Below are 16,097 nucleotides of genomic sequence, written 5' to 3'. Positions count from 1 at the left end.
TTGTACGACCCCCTGGAGGTGACCGTGCTCGCGGACGCGGCGCTCGCCGTGATGTGGGTGGGCCTGACCTGCTATGCCCTGTTCGGGGGAGCCGACTTCGGCGCCGGAGTCTGGGACCTGCTGGCCGGCGGCGCCGAGCGCGGCCGGGCCCGGCGCGGGCTCATCGAGCACAGCATCGGGCCGGTCTGGGAGGCCAACCACGTGTGGCTGATCTTCGTGGTCGTGATGCTGTGGTCGGCCTTCTCACCGGTGTTCGCCGCGGTGATGTCCACCCTGTACATCCCGCTCACCCTCGCCGCGTTGGGCATCATCGCCCGGGGCGCCGCCTTCGCCTTCCGCAAGGCGAGCACCGAACTGTGGCAGCAGCGGTTGTTCGGCGCGTGCTTCGCGCTGTCGTCGCTGCTGACGCCGTTCTTCCTCGGCACGGTGGCGGGCGGTGTCGCCTCCGGCCGCGTTCCGCCGGGGCTCGCCGAAGGCGACGTGGTCACCAGCTGGCTCAATCCGACGTCGCTGCTGGGCGGGCTGCTGGCCGTGGTGACCTGCGCGCACCTGGCGGCGGTGTACCTGTGCGCCGACGCGCACCGGGAGGGACGGCCGGAGCTCGCCGTGGCCTTCACCCGCGACGCGGTGGTCAGTGGCCTGACAGCGGGCGTCGTGGCCCTCGCGGGCATCGCGGTGCTGAACGCGGACGCCCCCGAGTTGTTCCACGGACTGACCCACCGCGCGCTGCCACTGGTGATCATCAGCGTGGTAGCCGGTCTGACCGGCCTCGGTCTGCTGGCCCGGCAGCGCTTCGTGGCCGCCCGCGCAGCCGCGGCCCTGGCGGTCGCCGCCATCCTGTGGGCGTGGGGCGCGGCCCAGTACCCGGCCCTGTTGGTCGGCAGCACCACGGTGACCGAGGCCGCGGCGAGCGCCTCCGTGCTGTCGGCGGTCCTCGTGACGCTGGGCGTGGGAGCGGTGGTGCTCGTCCCGTCGCTGTGGCTGCTGTACTCCACCTTCCAGCGGGGAGCCGCCGACCAGCACTCGTCGCGGTGAACCGAGGTGCCTGCGCCGGTGTGCGGCTGGAGGAAGGGCGTCGCCGTCCCGGCTGCTGCTCGGACGACGTCGCCACGCACGGGGCCGATCCCGGCCACCGTCAAGGGCCTGCCCGATGACGGCACTCCGTGACCGTCACGCCGGAACCACGGCCGAATCGGCGACAGTCGGACATGCGACTCCGCCGGTACCGAGGCCGTGTACCTGCTACGTACCTGCTACGCACGACACGCTCGTGCGGATCGCGGCCGGGTTCGGCATCCCGGTCACGGCTCGGGCGTTCTCACCGAGCGCCCGTCAGCAGGGGGAGCGGCGGGGACGCGTGCGACGCCCGGCCGCCACCGGTCACCACCCGCGCGAGTAGGCTCGCCCCATGCGGATCTCCGTCTCCTCCGACATGGACGAACCCGTCGCCCGGGCCCTGCTCGCCGAACTGCGCGAGCGCGGCCACGAGGTGCGTGTGCACGGCGCCCTGAGCCCCGGGGGCGACTCGCGGTGGGCGTTCTGCTCCGAGGCGGCCGCCCGCGACGTCGCCGAGGGGACCGCCGACCAGGCGGTGGTGTGCTGCTGGACCGGCACGGGTGCCTCGATCGCGGCCAACAAGGTGCCGGGCGTACGGGCCGCCCTGTGCACGGACGCCTACACGGCGGACGGCGCGCGCCGCTGGAACGACGCGAACGTGCTGGCGCTCGGCCTGCGGCTGACGTCCGAGCCGCTGCTGAAGGAGATCCTCGACGCCTGGTTCGCCGGGGCGGCCGGGCAGGACGCGGACGACCGGCAGAACGTGGACCGGGTGGACCGGCTCGACGACGCCCGGCCCACCGGCTGAGCCGTACCGCTGTCCCGCGGCGGATCATCACAGCCGGACGACGACCAGCGCGGTGTCGTCGGTGGCGCCGCCGGGCGGCAGCAACTCCCGCAGCACGATGTCGGCCAGCGACTCCGGATCCCGTGTCCGGTGGCGGCGCAGCGACTCGGCGAGCCGGAGCAGCCCGGTGTCGATGTCCTCCCGGCGGCGTTCGACCAGACCGTCGGTGTAGAGCACGAGAGTCGCCCCGGGCGTGAACGTGGTCGTCGCCTCGGGTCTGCGGACCGGTTCGGGACGGGCGTCGAGCGGGGGGTCGGTGGCCCGGTCGAGGAACTCCACCCGCCCGCCCGGGTGGACCAGCACCGGCGGGGGATGGCCGGCGCTGCTGTAGTCGATGGTGTGCCGGTCGAAGTCGACGAAGGTGGTGACCACTGTCGCCGACTCGGCGCCGTCGACCACGTGGGCGTAGCGCGCCACGACGTCCAGCGCCTCGGCGGGCCCCGTCGCGACCCGGGAGGTGGCGGTGAGCGCGCTGCGCAGCTGGCCCATGACGCCGGCCGCCTCCAGCCCGTGCCCGACCACGTCGCCCACGGACACGCCGATACGGTGGCCGCGCACCAGGTCGACCAGGTCGTACCAGTCCCCGCAGACGTTGAGCGCGCCCACCGCCGGCCGATAGCGCACGGCGGCCAGGTGACCCACCTGCCGCGGTGCGGGCAGCATGGACCTCTGCAGTGCCAGTGCCACCTGCCGCTCCCGGGCGTGCGCCTGGCGCAGCCGGTTGTTGAGCTCCTGCAGCTCGCGGGCGCGCGTGTACAGTTCGGCCTCCAGGACCCGGCTCTGGTCGACGCCCGCGCGGTGGCGGGCCCGCATCAGCTCGGTGACCTCCTCGACCCGGTGCACGATCAGGACCACGGAGCCGTCGCCGCCCAGCACCGATGTGTTCACCGGGCTCCAGTAGCGCGCCTCCCACTCGCCGGGCCGCTCCGGGCTCTCGACGTCGTAGCGCTGCAGGGCCATGGTGTCGCGCTCGCCGGTGGCCACGACCCGCAGCAGGGAGGCGTGCAGGTTGTGCGCGCCCGAGGAGCCCGGGTCGTTCGGGTTGTCCGGGAAGACGTCGAACAGGTAGCGGCCCAGCAGTTCCTCCCGGGACTTCCCGGTCCCGTGGACGAACGCCTCGTTGACATCCGCGTACACCAGGTCGGGGGTGAGGAGCGCCACCATGCCGGGCAGGGCCTGGTACACCGCCGCGTAGTCGATCGCCGTCCGTGTCATGGCCACCGCCTCCTGACGGGAGCGTCATTCCGGGGGGAAGGCCGTCCCGAGGGGAAGATCCCCCGGTCCGGTCAGCGACTGCTCGGCCCAGATGACCTTCCCGTCGGGAACGAAGCGGGTGCCCCACCGCTGAGCGAGCTGCGAGACCAGCAGCAGCCCGCGTCCGCCCTCGTCCATGGCACGGGGATGGCGCAGGTGCGGTGTGGTGGCGCCGCCGTCGAACACCTCGCAGACCAGCGCGCGCTCCCGGATCAGCCGCAGGCGGACGGGGCCGCCGGCGTGCCGGATGGCGTTGGTGACCAGTTCGCTGACGATCAGTTCCGTGGTGAAGACCAGCTCGTCCAGCCCCCAGTGGGTCAGCTGCCGGGTGGCCGTCCTGCGGGCCTCGGCCACCACGGCCGGATCCGGCGGCAGGTCCCAGGCCGCCACCTGGTCGGAGTCCAGGAGCCGGGTACGGGCCATCAGCAGTGCCACGTCGTCGTACGGGCGGACCGGCACCAGGGCGTCCACCACGGCCCGGCACCGTGTTTCCAGCGAGGGCGCGGCCCCCTGCAGTACCCGTCGCAACCGCTCCTGGCCACCCGCGGTCGAACCGGTCTCCGTGTCGGTCAGCAGCCCGTCGGTGTGCAGGGCGAGCGTGCTGCTCTCGGCCAGGGACAGCTCCATCGCCTCGAACGGCGGGCCGCCCACGCCGATCGGGGGTCCCGGCAGCAGATCGACGAAGCCGACCGCGCCGTCGGGTGCCACCAGGGCGGGCACGGGATGGCCCGCGGAGGCCATCGCGCACCGGCCGTCGACCGGGTCGTAGACGACGTACAGGCAGCCGGAGCCCACGGCCTGGCCGTAGCTCCCCTCCGGCTCGTCCGGCTCGACGCCCTCCTCCCGCGCCGACCCGGACACCAGGTCGTCGAGGTGTGCGAGCACCTCCTCGGGCGGCAGATCCTGCGCGGCCAGGGTCCGTACGGCGGTACGCAGCCGGCCCATCGCCGCGGCGGCGGCGATGCCGTGGCCGGGGACCTCTCCGACGACGAGGGCGACGCGGGCACCCGACAGCGGGATCAGGTCGTACCAGTCGCCGCCCAGGCCGGTCAGCTCGTCGGCCGGGCGGTAACAGGCCGACACCTCGACGGCGTCCAGCTCCGGGAGCCGACGGGGCAGCAGGCTGCGCTGCAGTACGAGCGTCGCGTCGCGCTCCCTGGTGTAGCGCCGGGCGTTGTCCACACAGACGGCGGCGCGGGAGACGAGGTCCTCGGCCAGGGTCAGGTCGTCCTCGCTGAAGGGGTCCGGGCGGCGCCGGAAGAACCCGGTGACACCCAGGGTGATGCCCCGGGCGCGGATCGGCACGACCATCGCACTCTGCAGACCGAGCTCGAGGAAGGTGGCCCTCCGGCCGTCCGGTGTGCCGTCGATCCACTCCGTGGCGAGCGGGTCGAGCCGCTCCTGGCGCCAGGACCGGCCCGTGGTCAGACAGCGGACCGGCGGTGAACCGGTCAGAAAGTTCGTCACCGCGCCCGTCTCCAGGACCTTCCGCGGCAGGTCCTCGTACAGCGACCGGTGGCCCGCGCGGCGCAGCTGCACCCTGTCCGTCTCCGCGGGCGGTCCGGGCGGCAGCTCGGCACCCCGCACCACCGTCTCCAGCAGGTCCACGACCACGAAGTCCGCGAGTGCCGGGACGGCGACGTCCGCCAGCTCCTGGGCGGTGCGCATGACGTCCAGTGTGCGGCCGATGCGCTCGCCGGCCCGGTCGAGCAGGGCGAGCCGCTGACGGGCGCGGTGCCGCTCGGTGATGTCCACGACGCTGTAGTGGACGCCCATCGGGCGGCCCCGGTCGTCGTCGAGCCGGGTGAACGACAGCATGTACGCCGTCTCGCGCAGCGGCGCCGAACGGACCTGGCCGACGTACTCGTGGCCGACCACCGGCTCGCCGGTCTCCAGCACGTGGCGCATCTGCGCCTCGACGGAATCGGCGTCCAGGCCGGGCTGGACGTCGGCGAACCGCAGGCCCAGCCGCCGCTGGACCGGGCCGCCGCCGAACTGCTCCAGAGCGGTGTTCGACCACACGTACCGCAGGTCCGTGTCCACGATCGCGAGCCCGATCGACGATCCGGAGACCATCTGCTCGAGCACCTCGCGGCTCATGTCCCAGCCGGCGGAGCGGCTCATGCGCCGGCCGACGGAACCGGTCAGCTCCGACAGCAGCACCAGCAGGGACGAGCGGCCCCGCGGCTCCATGGTCCGCATGATCCGGACCATGACGGGGACCGGCCGCCCGTCCCGGTGCCGGGCCGTCATCGGACCCGCCCAGCCGTCGTCCGCCCGGCATCGCCCGAGCAGGTCCGGCACCCGCGCGGCGTCCTCGGCGGTGAGCAGCTCGGCCAGCTTCCTGCCCACGGCCTCGGCCGCCGGATACCCCAGCAGCCGCTCGGCCGGACCGGTCCAGTTCGTCACGACGCCCTGCGGATCGAGCAGCAGGGGAACGGCGTCGGCGACGTCGAACCCCTGCCGGGCAACGTCCGGTCCCTCGTGTCCGCCCTCGTGTCCGCCCACGGCCGACCTCTCTGTCGCTGAGAGTGGTCTACCACCTCTTGTTCCCATCTTCACCCGGGAACCGGGCAGGGGGCTTCCCGGCGCCGGCCGGAAACGCCCGTTCCCACCCTCCGGACCACGGGCACGCAGGTCAGGCGGGTGGGAACGGGACGGTGGCCGGGGTCCGGGCGGGTCAGCCGCCCTGGCCCAGTACCTTCCCCAGCGTCTCCAGGGCCTCCCGGAGCTCCTCGCCCCCGATGGTGAGCGGCGGGGCCAGCCGGATGGTGGACCCGTGGGTGTCCTTGACCAGGATCCCCTCCCGCATCAGACGCTCGCTCACCTCCCGGCCGGTGCCCAGCACGGGGTCGATGTCGACGCCCGCCCACAGTCCGCGCGAGCGGAAGCCGACGACGCCCTTGCCGACCAGGGCCTCCAGCCCGCCGCGCAGCACCACGCCCAGCTCCGCCGCCCGGCGCTGGAACTCGCCCGTCTCCAGCAACTCCACCACCGCCGTACCGACGGCGGCGGCCAGCGGGTTGCCGCCGAAGGTCGACCCGTGCTCCCCGGGGTGCAGCACCCCGAGTACCTCACGCCGGGCCACCACCGCCGACACCGGGACGATGCCGCCGCCCAGGGCCTTGCCGAGCAGGACCATGTCCGGGACGACCGACTCGTGTTCCACGGCCAGCGTGCGGCCCGTGCGTCCCAGCCCCGACTGGATCTCGTCCGCGACGAACAGGCACCCCGCGCGGCGCGTCAGCTCCCGCACGCCCGCCAGATAGCCGTCGTCGGGGATGTTCACCCCCGCCTCGCCCTGGATCGGCTCGATCAGCACCGCGGCCGTCGTCTCGTCGACCGCCGCCTCCAGCGCCGCGAGGTCGTTGTACGGCACGACCCGGAAGCCGGGCGTGAAGGGCCCGAAACCGGCGCGTGCGGTCTCGTCCGTGGAGAAACTGACGATGGTCGTCGTCCGGCCGTGGAAGTTGTCCGCCGCGACCACGATCGTCGCCCGGTCGGCCGGGACGCCCTTCACGTCGTAGGCCCACTTGCGAGCCACCTTCACCGCGCTCTCGACCGCCTCCGCGCCGGTGTTCATGGGCAGCACCATGTCCAGCCCGGTCAGCGCCGCCAGCCGCTCCGCGAACTCGGCGAGCCGGTCGTTGTGGAAGGCACGCGAGGTGAGCGTGAGCCGGTCCAGCTGGCGGTGCGCCGCCTCGATCAGCGCGGGATGCCGGTGGCCGAAGTTGAGCGCCGAGTAGCCGGCCAGCATGTCGAGGTAGCGGCGGCCCTCCACGTCCTCCACCCACGCGCCCCGGGCGCTCGCGACGACCACGGGCAGCGGGTGGTAGTTGTGCGCGAGGACCGGCTGCTCCGCACCGATCAGCTCGGCGGACGAACGGGTACGGACGGCAGAGGTCATGAGCGGATCTCCTGAGTGCAGCACTTGATCCCGCCGCCCGCCTTGTGGAACTCGGACAGGTCGACGGGGACGGGGACGTAGCCGCGGCCGGTGAGCCGGGCGGCGAGGCCTGTCGCCTCGGGGGAGATGAACACGTGGCGCCCGTCGGAGACGGAGTTCAGGCCGAACGCCATCGCGTCCTCGCGGGTCGCGGTCACCGCGTCCGGATACAGCCGGGCCAGCACCTCACGGCTCCCTGGCGAGAACGCCTCCGGGTAGTACGCGATGTTCTCCTCGTCCAGTGTGAACAGGGCCGTGTCCAGGTGGTAGAAGTACGGATCCACCAGCGTCAGGCTGATCACGGGCACGCCGAAGAACTCCTGTGCCTCCCGATGCGCCTCACGGGTGGTGCGGAACCCGGTGCCGGCGAGGATCCAGCGCCCGGCGGGGACCAGGTCGCCCTCGCCCTCGCACACCGACTCGGGACGGTGGACGTCGAAGCCCTCCGCCTTGAACCAGCTCTCGTACGGTACGGACTCGGGGCGCCGTTCGGGCGCCAGGAACAGGGAGCCGAGGACGCGGCCCCCGACGACGACCGCCGCGTTCGCGGCGAACACCATGTCGGGCAGACCCGGCACGGACCGCACGGTCTCCACAGTGTGACCGTGCGCGCGGTAGACGTCGACCAGCGTCCGCCACTGCCGCTGGGCCAGGGGGACGTCGACGGGACGGTCGGGACGCATCCAGGGGTTGATCGCGTACCGCACGGCGAAGTGCCCGGGGTCGCAGACGAGATAGCGCCGTGGGGACGGCACACGGGGACCGGTCACAGAGGGGTGCCTCCGCTTCCACGCGGTGTCATCAGGGGTGAGTCCACGGTAGGAAGCGACCGGGGCGGGCGACAAGGAACGAGAGTTGCGTGTTCACGCAGGAATACTGCGTGTTCCCGCTGCTCGGCGCACGTCCGCTGCGTCCTACCCCGGGTCCTGGGGAGCCGGCTGGCTCGCCCCCGCCTCCGGACTCTCCGGGATCAGATGGGACAGCACCATCACGCTGATCGTCTTCCGGATGAACGGTTCCGCGCGGATCCGCTCCAGCACCTCCTCGAAGTGGTCCACATCCCGCGCCCGCAGATGCAGCAGGGCGTCCGCGCCACCGGTCACCGTCATCGCCGCGGCGATCTCCGGGTGGTTGCGCACCACTTCCGCCAGCCGCCGGGGCGGCGCCGCCCCCTCGCAGTACACCTCGACGTAGGCCTCCGTGCGCCACCCCAGCGCCGACGGTTGCACCGTGGCCGTGAAACCGGTGATCACCCCCGTCTCGCGGAGCCGGTCCACCCGGCGCTTGACCGCCGTGGACGACAGCCCGACGGCCACGCCGATCTCGGCGAAGGACGACCGGGCGTTCGCCATCAGAGCGGTGACGATCTTTCGGTCCAGCTCGTCGAACGGTGCGGGCCTGCTGTTCATACCGGCACCGTAACGGCAGAACCGGGGCACCATGGAGGGAAACCGAACACCAGGACCATGAGGAGGGTGTCGCGATGCCCGGTTCCCACAACGGTTCGAGCTCGACGAAGACCATGGGAGTGCTCACCGTCGGCGGCCTCGTCGCCGTGACGGCCTACACGGTGGCGCTCGGCAGCAACGGATGGCTGTGGTTCGGCTGGGTCGTCCTGGGACTGATCACCCTCGCAATGGTCGCCACGCGCAGCGCCTGAGCCGCCCGTGGCGTTCGGCGCTCACTTCGGCGTGAGCCGTCCCGCCAGGTGCACGCCCGGCTGGTACTTCGGCAGCCGGACGGTGACCCTCATGCCCGCGCCCACCGCGGTCTCGATGACGAGGCCGTGGTCGTCGCCGTAGACCTGGCGGAGCCGGTCGTCGACGTTGGACAGGCCGATGCCGCCCGTGTGGTCGACCTCGCGGGCGAGAACGCGCCGCAGCAGGCCGGGGTCCATTCCGGCGCCGTCGTCCTCGATCACCACGAGGGCTTCGGCGCCGGCGTCCTGTGCGGTGATCTGGATGTGGCACTTGTCGGCCTTGCCCTCGAGGCCGTGTTTGACGGCGTTCTCGACGAGCGGTTGCAGGCAGAGGAAGGGCAGCGCGACCGGCAGCACCTCGGGGGCGATCTGCAGGGTGACGGAGAGGCGGTCGCCGAAGCGGGCGCGGACCAGCGCCAGATAGTGGTCGATGGCGTGGAGTTCGTCGGCGAGGGTGGTGAAGTCGCCGTGCCGGCGGAACGAGTAACGGGTGAAGTCGGCGAACTCCAGGAGCAGTTCGCGGGCGCGCTCGGGGTCGGTGCGTACGAACGAGGCGATCACGGCGAGCGAGTTGAAGATGAAGTGCGGGGAGATCTGGGCCCGTAGCGCCCTGAGTTCGGCCTCGATGAGGCGGGTGCGGGACTGGTCGAGGTCGGCCAGTTCGAGCTGGACGGAGACCCAGCGGGCCACCTCCCCGGCCGCCCGGGCCAGGACCGCGGACTCGCGGGGCGCGCAGGCGACGAGCGCGCCGTGCACCCGGTCGTCGACGGTGAGCGGGGCGACGACGGCCCACCGCACCGTGCAGTCGGGGGTGTCGCAGCTGAGCGGGAACGCCTCACCGCGGCCGGAATCGAGGGGCCCGGCCAGTCGTTCCATGATCTCGGTACGGTGATGGGCGCCGACGCCGTCCCAGACGAGGACCTGCTCGCGGTCCGTGAGGCACAGGGCGTCGGTGCCGAGCAGGGAGCGCAGCTTGCGGGCGGATCTGCCGGCGGTCTCCTCGGTCAGGCCCGCCCGGAGTGGGGGCGTGGCCAGGGAGGCGGTGTGCAGGGTCTCGAAGGTGGCGTGCTCGACGGGCGTGCCGAGTCCGGCGAGACTGGCGGGCCGGGCGGTGCGCCGGCCGAGCCAGAAGCCCGCGGCCAGCAGGGGCAGCACGGCGACGCACAGGCCCGCCAGGAATCCGCTCACTTGGACACCTCCGTCCGCAGTTCCTCCGGCAGGTGGAACCGGGCGAGCACCGCCGCCGTGCCGGGCGGCACTCGGCCGGGGGTGGCCAGGGAGACCAGGACCATGGTGAGGAAGCCCAGCGGCACCGACCACAGGGCGGGCCAGGCGAGCAGCGCGTGCAGTGCGCCCCGGCCAGGGAAGCCGGCCATGGTCGCGGCGACGGCGGCGAAGGCGGAGCCGCCCCCGACCAGCATGCCGGCCGCCGCCCCGGGCGGAGTGAGCCGGCGCCACCAGATGCCGAGGACGAGCAGCGGGCAGAACGAGGACGCCGACACGGCGAAGGCGAGTCCGACCGCGTCGGCCACCGGCAGCCCGCCGACCAGGATGCTCGCCCCGAGCGGAACGGCCATGGCGAGCAGCGTGCCGAGCCGGAAGTGCCGTACGCCGCGTGAGGGCAGGACGTCCTGGGTGATCACGCCGGCCACGGCCATGGTCAGCCCGGACGCCGTGGACAGGAACGCGGCGAAGGCACCCCCGGCGACCAGCGCGCCGAGCAGGTCGCCGCCCGCTCCTCCGATCATGCGGCCGGGCAGCAGGAGCACGGCGGCGTCCGCGCTGCCGGTGAGGGTGAGGTCGGGGGCGTACAGCCGGCCGAGGGCTCCGTAGACCGGGGGCAGCAGATAGAAGGCGCCGATCAGGCCGAGGACGGCGACGGTGGTGCGGCGGGCGGCGACGCCGTGCGGGCTGGTGTAGTAGCGGACCACCACGTGCGGCAGGCCCATGGTGCCGAGGAAGGTGGCGAGGATCAGCCCGTACGTGGCGTACAGCGGGCGTTCCTCGCGGGACTCGGCCCGCGAGGGCGACAGGGCGTCGTCGGCGCCCCGCCCGGCGGCCGGGACCTCGGCTCCCTCGGCGAAGGTCAGCCGGGTACCGCCGTCGATGCGGTGGGTGCCGGCGGGCAGGCGGAGTTCGGTGCCGGCGTGTTCGCGGCCGTCGACGGTGCCGTCCACGGTCACGGTCAGCGGCTCGGCGAGCCGCAGGTCGAGGGTGTCGTCGATGCGGACGACACGCTGTTCGCGGAAGGCGGCGGGTTCGTCGAAGGCGTGGCTGGGCGCCCCGTCGCTCTGCCAGGCGAGGACCAGGAACAGTGCGGGCACGAACAGGGCGGTGAGCTTGAGCCAGTACTGGAAGGCCTGCACGAAGGTGATGCTGCGCATGCCGCCGGCGGCGACGATGACGGTGACCACGACGGCGACGATCACCCCGCCGAGCCAGCCGGGGGCGCCGGTGAGCACGGTCAGGGTGAGTCCCGCGCCCTGGAGCTGGGGCAGCAGGTACAGCCAGCCGACGCCGACGACGAAGGCGCCCGCGAGCCGCCGCACCGCCTGCGAGGCGAGGCGGGCCTCGGCGAAGTCGGGCAGCGTGTAGGCGCCGGAGCGGCGCAGCGGGGCGGCGACGAACAGCAGCAGGACCAGGTAGCCGGCGGTGTAGCCGACCGGGTACCAGAGCATGTCCGGGCCCTGGACCAGGACGAGGCCCGCGATGCCCAGGAAGGAGGCGGCGGAGAGGTACTCGCCGCTGATGGCGGCGGCGTTCAGACGGGGGCCCACGGTGCGGGAGGCGACGTAGAAGTCGGAGGTGGTGCGGGAGATGCGCAGGCCGAAGGCGCCGACGAGGACGGTCGCCAGGACGACGAGCGCGACGGCGGGGACGGCGTAACTGGAGTTCACGGTGCCGGCGTTCCGTTCCCCGCCCTCAGCGGTCCTCGACGAGCCGCACGAAGTCGCGTTCGTTGCGTTCGGCGCGGCGCACGTACCAGCGGGCGAGCAGGACCAGCGGGGGGTACAGTCCGAAGCCGAGGACCGCCCACTCCAGCCGTCGGGCGTCCGGGGCCGCGGCGAAGACCAGCGGGAGCGGGCCGACGAGCAGCATGAGGATCGCGAACACGATGAGACCGGTGCGCAGTTGGATGCGCATCAGGGAGCGGACGTAGGTGTGGCCGAGGGTGGTCTGCTCGTCGATCTCGGTCCGCGGGCGGTAGTAGCCGAAGGCACGGCGGGCGCGGCGGGGCGGGCCGGTGACGACCACGCGGCGTTCGGTCGGGTCCTGGGGCACGCCGTCCCCCTAGCCCGTGGTCCGGCGCATCAGCAGGTCCCGCAGTTCACGGGTGTGCCGTCGGCTGACCTGGAGTTCCTCCGAGCCGATCAGGACGCTCACGGTACCCGCGTCGAGCCGGAGTTCCCCGATGTGGCGCAGGGCGACCAGGTGGCGGCGGTGGATACGGACGAAGCCGCGCGAGCGCCAGCGTTCCTCCAGGGTGGACAGCGGTATCCGTACGAGGTGGCTGCCGCGGTCGGTGTGCAGACGGGCGTAGTCGCCCTGGGCCTCCACGTGCGTGATGTCCTCGACGGCGACGAAGCGGGTCACACCGCCGAGTTCGACGGCTATCTGGTCCGGGTCGGGCTCGTGCACGGGGATGCGCGGGGTGCTGCCGTGCTGTGCCGCGGCGCGCGGTTCGGCGACGCGGCGGACCGCTTCGGCCAGCCGCTCCTTGCGGACGGGCTTGAGGACGTAGTCGACGGCCTTGAGGTCGAACGCCTGTACGGCGAAGTCCTCGTGGGCGGTGACGAACACGACGAGCGGCGGCCGGGCGAACCCGCCGAGCAGCCGGGCGAGGTCGAGTCCGTCGAGGCCGGGCATCTGGATGTCGAGGAAGACGACGTCTATGGCCTCGGGACCGTCGGGTCCGGACTCCAGGGCGCGGTTGATGCGGCGCAGCGCCTCGGTCGCGTCACCGGCGCCCTCGGCACTGCCGACGCGGGGGTCCGCGTTCAGCAGGTAGAGCAGTTCCTCCAGCGAGGGGCGTTCGTCGTCGACGGCCAGAGCGCGCAGCATGAAGGTGGAGTCTAGGCGGGAATCCCACGTCTGGACATGTGCCGGACGTGGGCGTTCCCGCAAGATCCGGTGGTGGGGAAGCGGGGGGCTGGGGGGCTCAGCTCCCGCGTGTGTGCAGGGAGGCCAGATAGGCGTTGTACGCCTGGAGCTCCTTGTCGCCGTCACGGTCCGCGGCGCGGTCGGTGCGCTTGGCGTGCCGCTTCTCCGAGGCGTACCACTGGAAGAGCAGCGCGATCAGCACCAGCACGGACGGGACCTCGCTGAACGCCCAGGCGATACCGCCGGCCGCGTTCTGGTCGGCGAGCGCGTCGATGCCGAGCGAGGCCGGCGGGTTCTGGAACGTGGTGACCATCGGCGTGGACGCCATCATCACCGCGATGCCGAAGAACGCGTGGAACGGCATGCCCGCGAACAGCTCCAGCATCCGCATGAGGTAGCCCGGCCGGTGCGGACCCGGGTCCACGCCCATGATCGGCCAGAAGAAGACCAGACCGACGGCGAGGAAGTGCACCATCATCGCGATGTGCCCCACCTGGGAGCCCATCAGGAAGTCGAACAGCGGGGTGAAGTACAGCCCGTACAGGCTCGCGATGAACATCGGGATGGTGAACACCGGGTGGGTGACGACCTGGATGTAGCGGCTGTGCAGCAGCATCAGCAGCAGCTCGCGCGGCCCCTTGCGCCCGCGTCCCGCCGGCGGCAGCGCGCGCAGCGCGAGCGTGATCGGGGCGCCGAGCAGGATCAGGATGGGGGACACCATGCTGATCATCATGTGCTGCACCATGTGCACGCTGAAGATGACCATGCCGTAGTCGTTCAGCCCGGTGCACATCATGAGCATGATGCTCAGCACGCCGAGGACGAACGAGACGGTCCGTCCCACCGGCCACTTGTCGCCGCGCCGCGTCAGGCGCACCACCGCCCAGCCGTACAACGCCAGCCCCAACAGGCAGGAGACGAGGAAGAACGGCTCGGTCGACCATGCGAGCCCTCGAGCCAGCGTGAACGGCGGCAGATCCATGGTCATGCCGTGCCCGCTGTGATCCATCCGGCGGCTCCTGATTCGTGGGGGTTGTGCGCTGTCTGTCCGCACCAGAGTAGAACCGTCCCCCGCCGGGACTGCGGCCGGGGGCGGTTCTGCCGACGGGTGCCGCGGGAGATCATGGGCCTGGGACGGCCCGGACACCGCGGGACGCCGCCGGTGCTACAGGACGAACTCCGCCTCCGCGTAGCGGTCCTCGGGCACCGTCTTCAGCGTCTCGACGGCCTCCGCCAGCGACACCGTCACGATGTCCGTTCCGCGCAGCGCCGTCATCATCCCGAACTCCCCGCGGTGCACGGCCTCCACGGCGTGCCAGCCGAAGCGGGTGGCCAGCACCCTGTCGTACGCCGTCGGCGTCCCGCCGCGCTGGGTGTGCCCGAGGATCACCGGACGCGCCTCCTTGCCGAGCCGCGACTCCAGTTCCACGGAGAGCTGCCGCGCGATCCCGGCGAACCGCTCATGGCCGTAGGCGTCCTTGCCGCCCTCGTCGAAGTCCATGGTCCCGGCCTTCGGCTTGGCGCCCTCCGCGGCGACCACGATGGCGAACCGCTTGCCCGCCGAGAACCGCGCGCCGACCGTCGCGGTCAGCTCCTCGATGTCGAAGGGCCGCTCGGGCACCACGATCGCGTGGGCGCCGGCCGCCATGCCGGAGTGCAGGGCGATCCAGCCGGTGTGCCGGCCCATGACCTCCACGATGAGCACCCGCTGGTGGGACTCGGCGGTCGTCTTCAGCCGGTCCAGCGCCTCGGTCGCCACCCCGACGGCCGTGTCGAAGCCGAAGGTGACGTCCGTGACGGCGATGTCGTTGTCGATGGTCTTCGGGACGCCCACTATCGGCAGGCCGTGGTCCGACAGCAGCCGGGCCGCCTTCAGCGTGCCCTCACCGCCGATCGGGATGATCGCGTCGAGGCCGAGTTCCTGGACATGGCCCCTGGCCCGCTCCACACCGTCCCGCAGATGCTCGGGACGCACCCGGGAGGAGCCGAGGATGGTGCCGCCGCGGGCGAGGATGCCGCCCACCGCGTCGAGGTCGAGCTTGAGGTAGTCGCACTCCAGGAGGCCCTTCCAGCCGTCCCGGAAGCCGATGACCTCGTCGCCGTGGTCGACGACCGCGCGGTGCACTACGGACCGGATGACGGCGTTCAGACCGGGGCAGTCTCCGCCGGACGTGAGGACACCAATACGCATAGCCCGAAACAACCTTCTTGCCGTGGGCCGGGACCGGACCGCGTCGTCCGGCTCGATCCCCGCCACCCTAGCGGCATCCGGGGGTGGGCCCGCAGCGTGCGTCCGCCTACTGGACGAGCCCGCTCACCTGTGCGGACCAGCCGTCAGACGGGCCGGTGACGCCCCTGTGAACACCCGGTCGGCGTCCCGGTGTCCACGAGCTCGTGGACACCGGGACGCCGACCGGGGCGGACGTCGTGGCGCGGGTCCTACGCGGGCTGCTGCGAGGCCGAGATGCGCTCGTTGCGCAGCGCCTCGTACCAGTGGTCGTCGGTCGGCGGCAGTGCGTTGACGTCGAGCGCCAGCTTCAGCAGCAGGTCCGCGATCTGCGGGTTGCGGGCCAGCACCGGACCGTGCATGTACGTGCCGAACACGGTGTCGTTGTAGGCGCCCTCGGTACCGTCCCCCGTGCCGTTGCCGTTGCCGAAGCGCACCCGGGCGAGCGGGCGGGCCGTCGGGCCGAGGTGGGTGACGCCCTGGTGGTTCTCGAAACCGGTCAGCGGCGGCAGCCCGAGCGGCGCGTCGATGTCCCCCAGCACGTCGCCGACGCACCGGGCGCCCTCGCCGCGCACCGAGACGACGTCGAGCAGGCCGAGGCCGGGCTCCCGCTGGCCGAGGTCGTTGATGAACTCGTGGCCGAGGATCTGGTAGCCGGCGCACACCGAGAACACGATCGCGCCGTTCTCCACCGCCCGGTGCAGTCCGCCGTCCCGGCGCAGCCGCTCGGCCGCGAGCCGCTGCGGACGGTCCTCACCGCCGCCGATCAGATAGATGTCGCCGGAGGTCGGGATCGGCTGGTCGCTGCGCACGTCGAGCCGGGCCACGTCGAGGCCGCGCTGCCGGGCCCGGCGCTCCACGACGAGCACGTTGCCCTGGTCGCCGTAGGTGCTGAGCAGGTCGGGGTAGATCCACACGATCCGCAGACCGTTGTCGCTCATGAAGTCACTGTCCTTGTGAGTACGTC

15 protein-coding genes are annotated in these 16,097 nt (G+C 72.5%); 3 read left to right on the top strand and 12 right to left on the bottom strand.

Annotation, left to right across the window (positions count from 1 at the left end; all coding sequences use genetic code 11):
- Positions 1 to 24 precede the first annotated feature (24 nt).
- On the top strand, positions 25 to 1,035 hold the full coding sequence (locus DIZ27_RS25275) for a cytochrome d ubiquinol oxidase subunit II (RefSeq protein WP_109380783.1): 1,011 nt from the start codon (positions 25 to 27) through the stop codon (positions 1,033 to 1,035).
- 373 nt (positions 1,036 to 1,408) lie between these two features.
- Entirely contained in the window at positions 1,409 to 1,864 is a 456-nt protein-coding gene (locus tag DIZ27_RS25270) for an RpiB/LacA/LacB family sugar-phosphate isomerase (protein ID WP_109380741.1), read from the top strand.
- Positions 1,865 to 1,891: 27 nt separating this feature from the next.
- Here the strand turns inward: DIZ27_RS25270 and DIZ27_RS25265 are convergent, their stop codons facing one another.
- From DIZ27_RS25265 to DIZ27_RS25245, 5 genes are all read right to left on the bottom strand, one after another.
- Entirely contained in the window at positions 1,892 to 3,118 is a 1,227-nt protein-coding gene (locus tag DIZ27_RS25265; protein ID WP_181383683.1) for a SpoIIE family protein phosphatase, read from the bottom strand.
- A gap of 24 nt (positions 3,119 to 3,142) precedes the next feature.
- Positions 3,143 to 5,665 (bottom strand): SpoIIE family protein phosphatase, encoded by a 2,523-nt coding sequence (locus DIZ27_RS25260; RefSeq protein WP_258308535.1) that lies wholly within the window; start codon positions 5,663 to 5,665, stop codon positions 3,143 to 3,145.
- 172 nt (positions 5,666 to 5,837) lie between these two features.
- The gene (rocD, locus tag DIZ27_RS25255; RefSeq protein ID WP_109380739.1) at positions 5,838 to 7,064 is read right to left on the bottom strand and encodes an ornithine--oxo-acid transaminase; all 1,227 of its coding nucleotides are present in this window, start codon (positions 7,062 to 7,064) and stop codon (positions 5,838 to 5,840) included.
- Complete coding sequence (ddaH, locus tag DIZ27_RS25250; RefSeq protein WP_181383682.1) at positions 7,061 to 7,873, bottom strand: dimethylargininase; 813 nt, start codon at positions 7,871 to 7,873, stop codon at positions 7,061 to 7,063. Before ddaH ends, rocD begins: the two co-directional genes overlap by 4 nt.
- A gap of 144 nt (positions 7,874 to 8,017) precedes the next feature.
- Positions 8,018 to 8,512: an Lrp/AsnC family transcriptional regulator gene (locus DIZ27_RS25245; RefSeq protein WP_109380737.1), complete on the bottom strand. Its 495-nt coding sequence runs from the start codon at positions 8,510 to 8,512 to the stop codon at positions 8,018 to 8,020.
- A gap of 74 nt (positions 8,513 to 8,586) precedes the next feature.
- On the opposite strand from DIZ27_RS25245, the gene DIZ27_RS25240 reads away from it, so the two are divergent.
- Entirely contained in the window at positions 8,587 to 8,763 is a 177-nt protein-coding gene (locus DIZ27_RS25240) for a hypothetical protein (RefSeq protein ID WP_109380736.1), read from the top strand.
- A 21-nt stretch (positions 8,764 to 8,784) separates the two neighbouring features.
- Here the strand turns inward: DIZ27_RS25240 and DIZ27_RS25235 are convergent, their stop codons facing one another.
- The 7 genes from DIZ27_RS25235 to DIZ27_RS25205 form a co-directional block, all read right to left on the bottom strand.
- Positions 8,785 to 9,990 carry a sensor histidine kinase gene (locus tag DIZ27_RS25235; protein WP_109380735.1) on the bottom strand — a complete coding sequence of 402 codons (1,206 nt, stop codon included), beginning with the start codon at positions 9,988 to 9,990 and terminating at the stop codon, positions 8,785 to 8,787.
- Entirely contained in the window at positions 9,987 to 11,699 is a 1,713-nt protein-coding gene (locus DIZ27_RS25230) for a cation acetate symporter (protein ID WP_109380734.1), read from the bottom strand. Before DIZ27_RS25230 ends, DIZ27_RS25235 begins: the two co-directional genes overlap by 4 nt.
- 25 nt (positions 11,700 to 11,724) lie before the next feature.
- On the bottom strand, positions 11,725 to 12,084 hold the full coding sequence (locus DIZ27_RS25225; protein WP_109380733.1) for a hypothetical protein: 360 nt from the start codon (positions 12,082 to 12,084) through the stop codon (positions 11,725 to 11,727).
- Positions 12,085 to 12,093: 9 nt separating this feature from the next.
- The gene (locus tag DIZ27_RS25220) at positions 12,094 to 12,864 is read right to left on the bottom strand and encodes a LytTR family DNA-binding domain-containing protein (RefSeq protein ID WP_109380732.1); all 771 of its coding nucleotides are present in this window, start codon (positions 12,862 to 12,864) and stop codon (positions 12,094 to 12,096) included.
- Between the two features lie 97 nt (positions 12,865 to 12,961).
- Positions 12,962 to 13,912: a cytochrome c oxidase assembly protein gene (locus tag DIZ27_RS25215; RefSeq protein WP_109380731.1), complete on the bottom strand. Its 951-nt coding sequence runs from the start codon at positions 13,910 to 13,912 to the stop codon at positions 12,962 to 12,964.
- Positions 13,913 to 14,068: 156 nt separating this feature from the next.
- Positions 14,069 to 15,094: a 6-phosphofructokinase gene (locus tag DIZ27_RS25210; RefSeq protein WP_109380730.1), complete on the bottom strand. Its 1,026-nt coding sequence runs from the start codon at positions 15,092 to 15,094 to the stop codon at positions 14,069 to 14,071.
- 248 nt (positions 15,095 to 15,342) lie between these two features.
- On the bottom strand, positions 15,343 to 16,071 hold the full coding sequence (locus DIZ27_RS25205) for a type 1 glutamine amidotransferase (RefSeq protein ID WP_109380729.1): 729 nt from the start codon (positions 16,069 to 16,071) through the stop codon (positions 15,343 to 15,345).
- Positions 16,072 to 16,097: the final 26 nt, after the last annotated feature.

The organism is Streptomyces sp. NWU339 (genome assembly GCF_003143855.1).
GTDB lineage: Bacteria > Actinomycetota > Actinomycetes > Streptomycetales > Streptomycetaceae > Streptomyces.
Note: the sequence above shows the minus strand (reverse complement) of the source record. Positions and strands in the feature narration are given on the sequence as shown.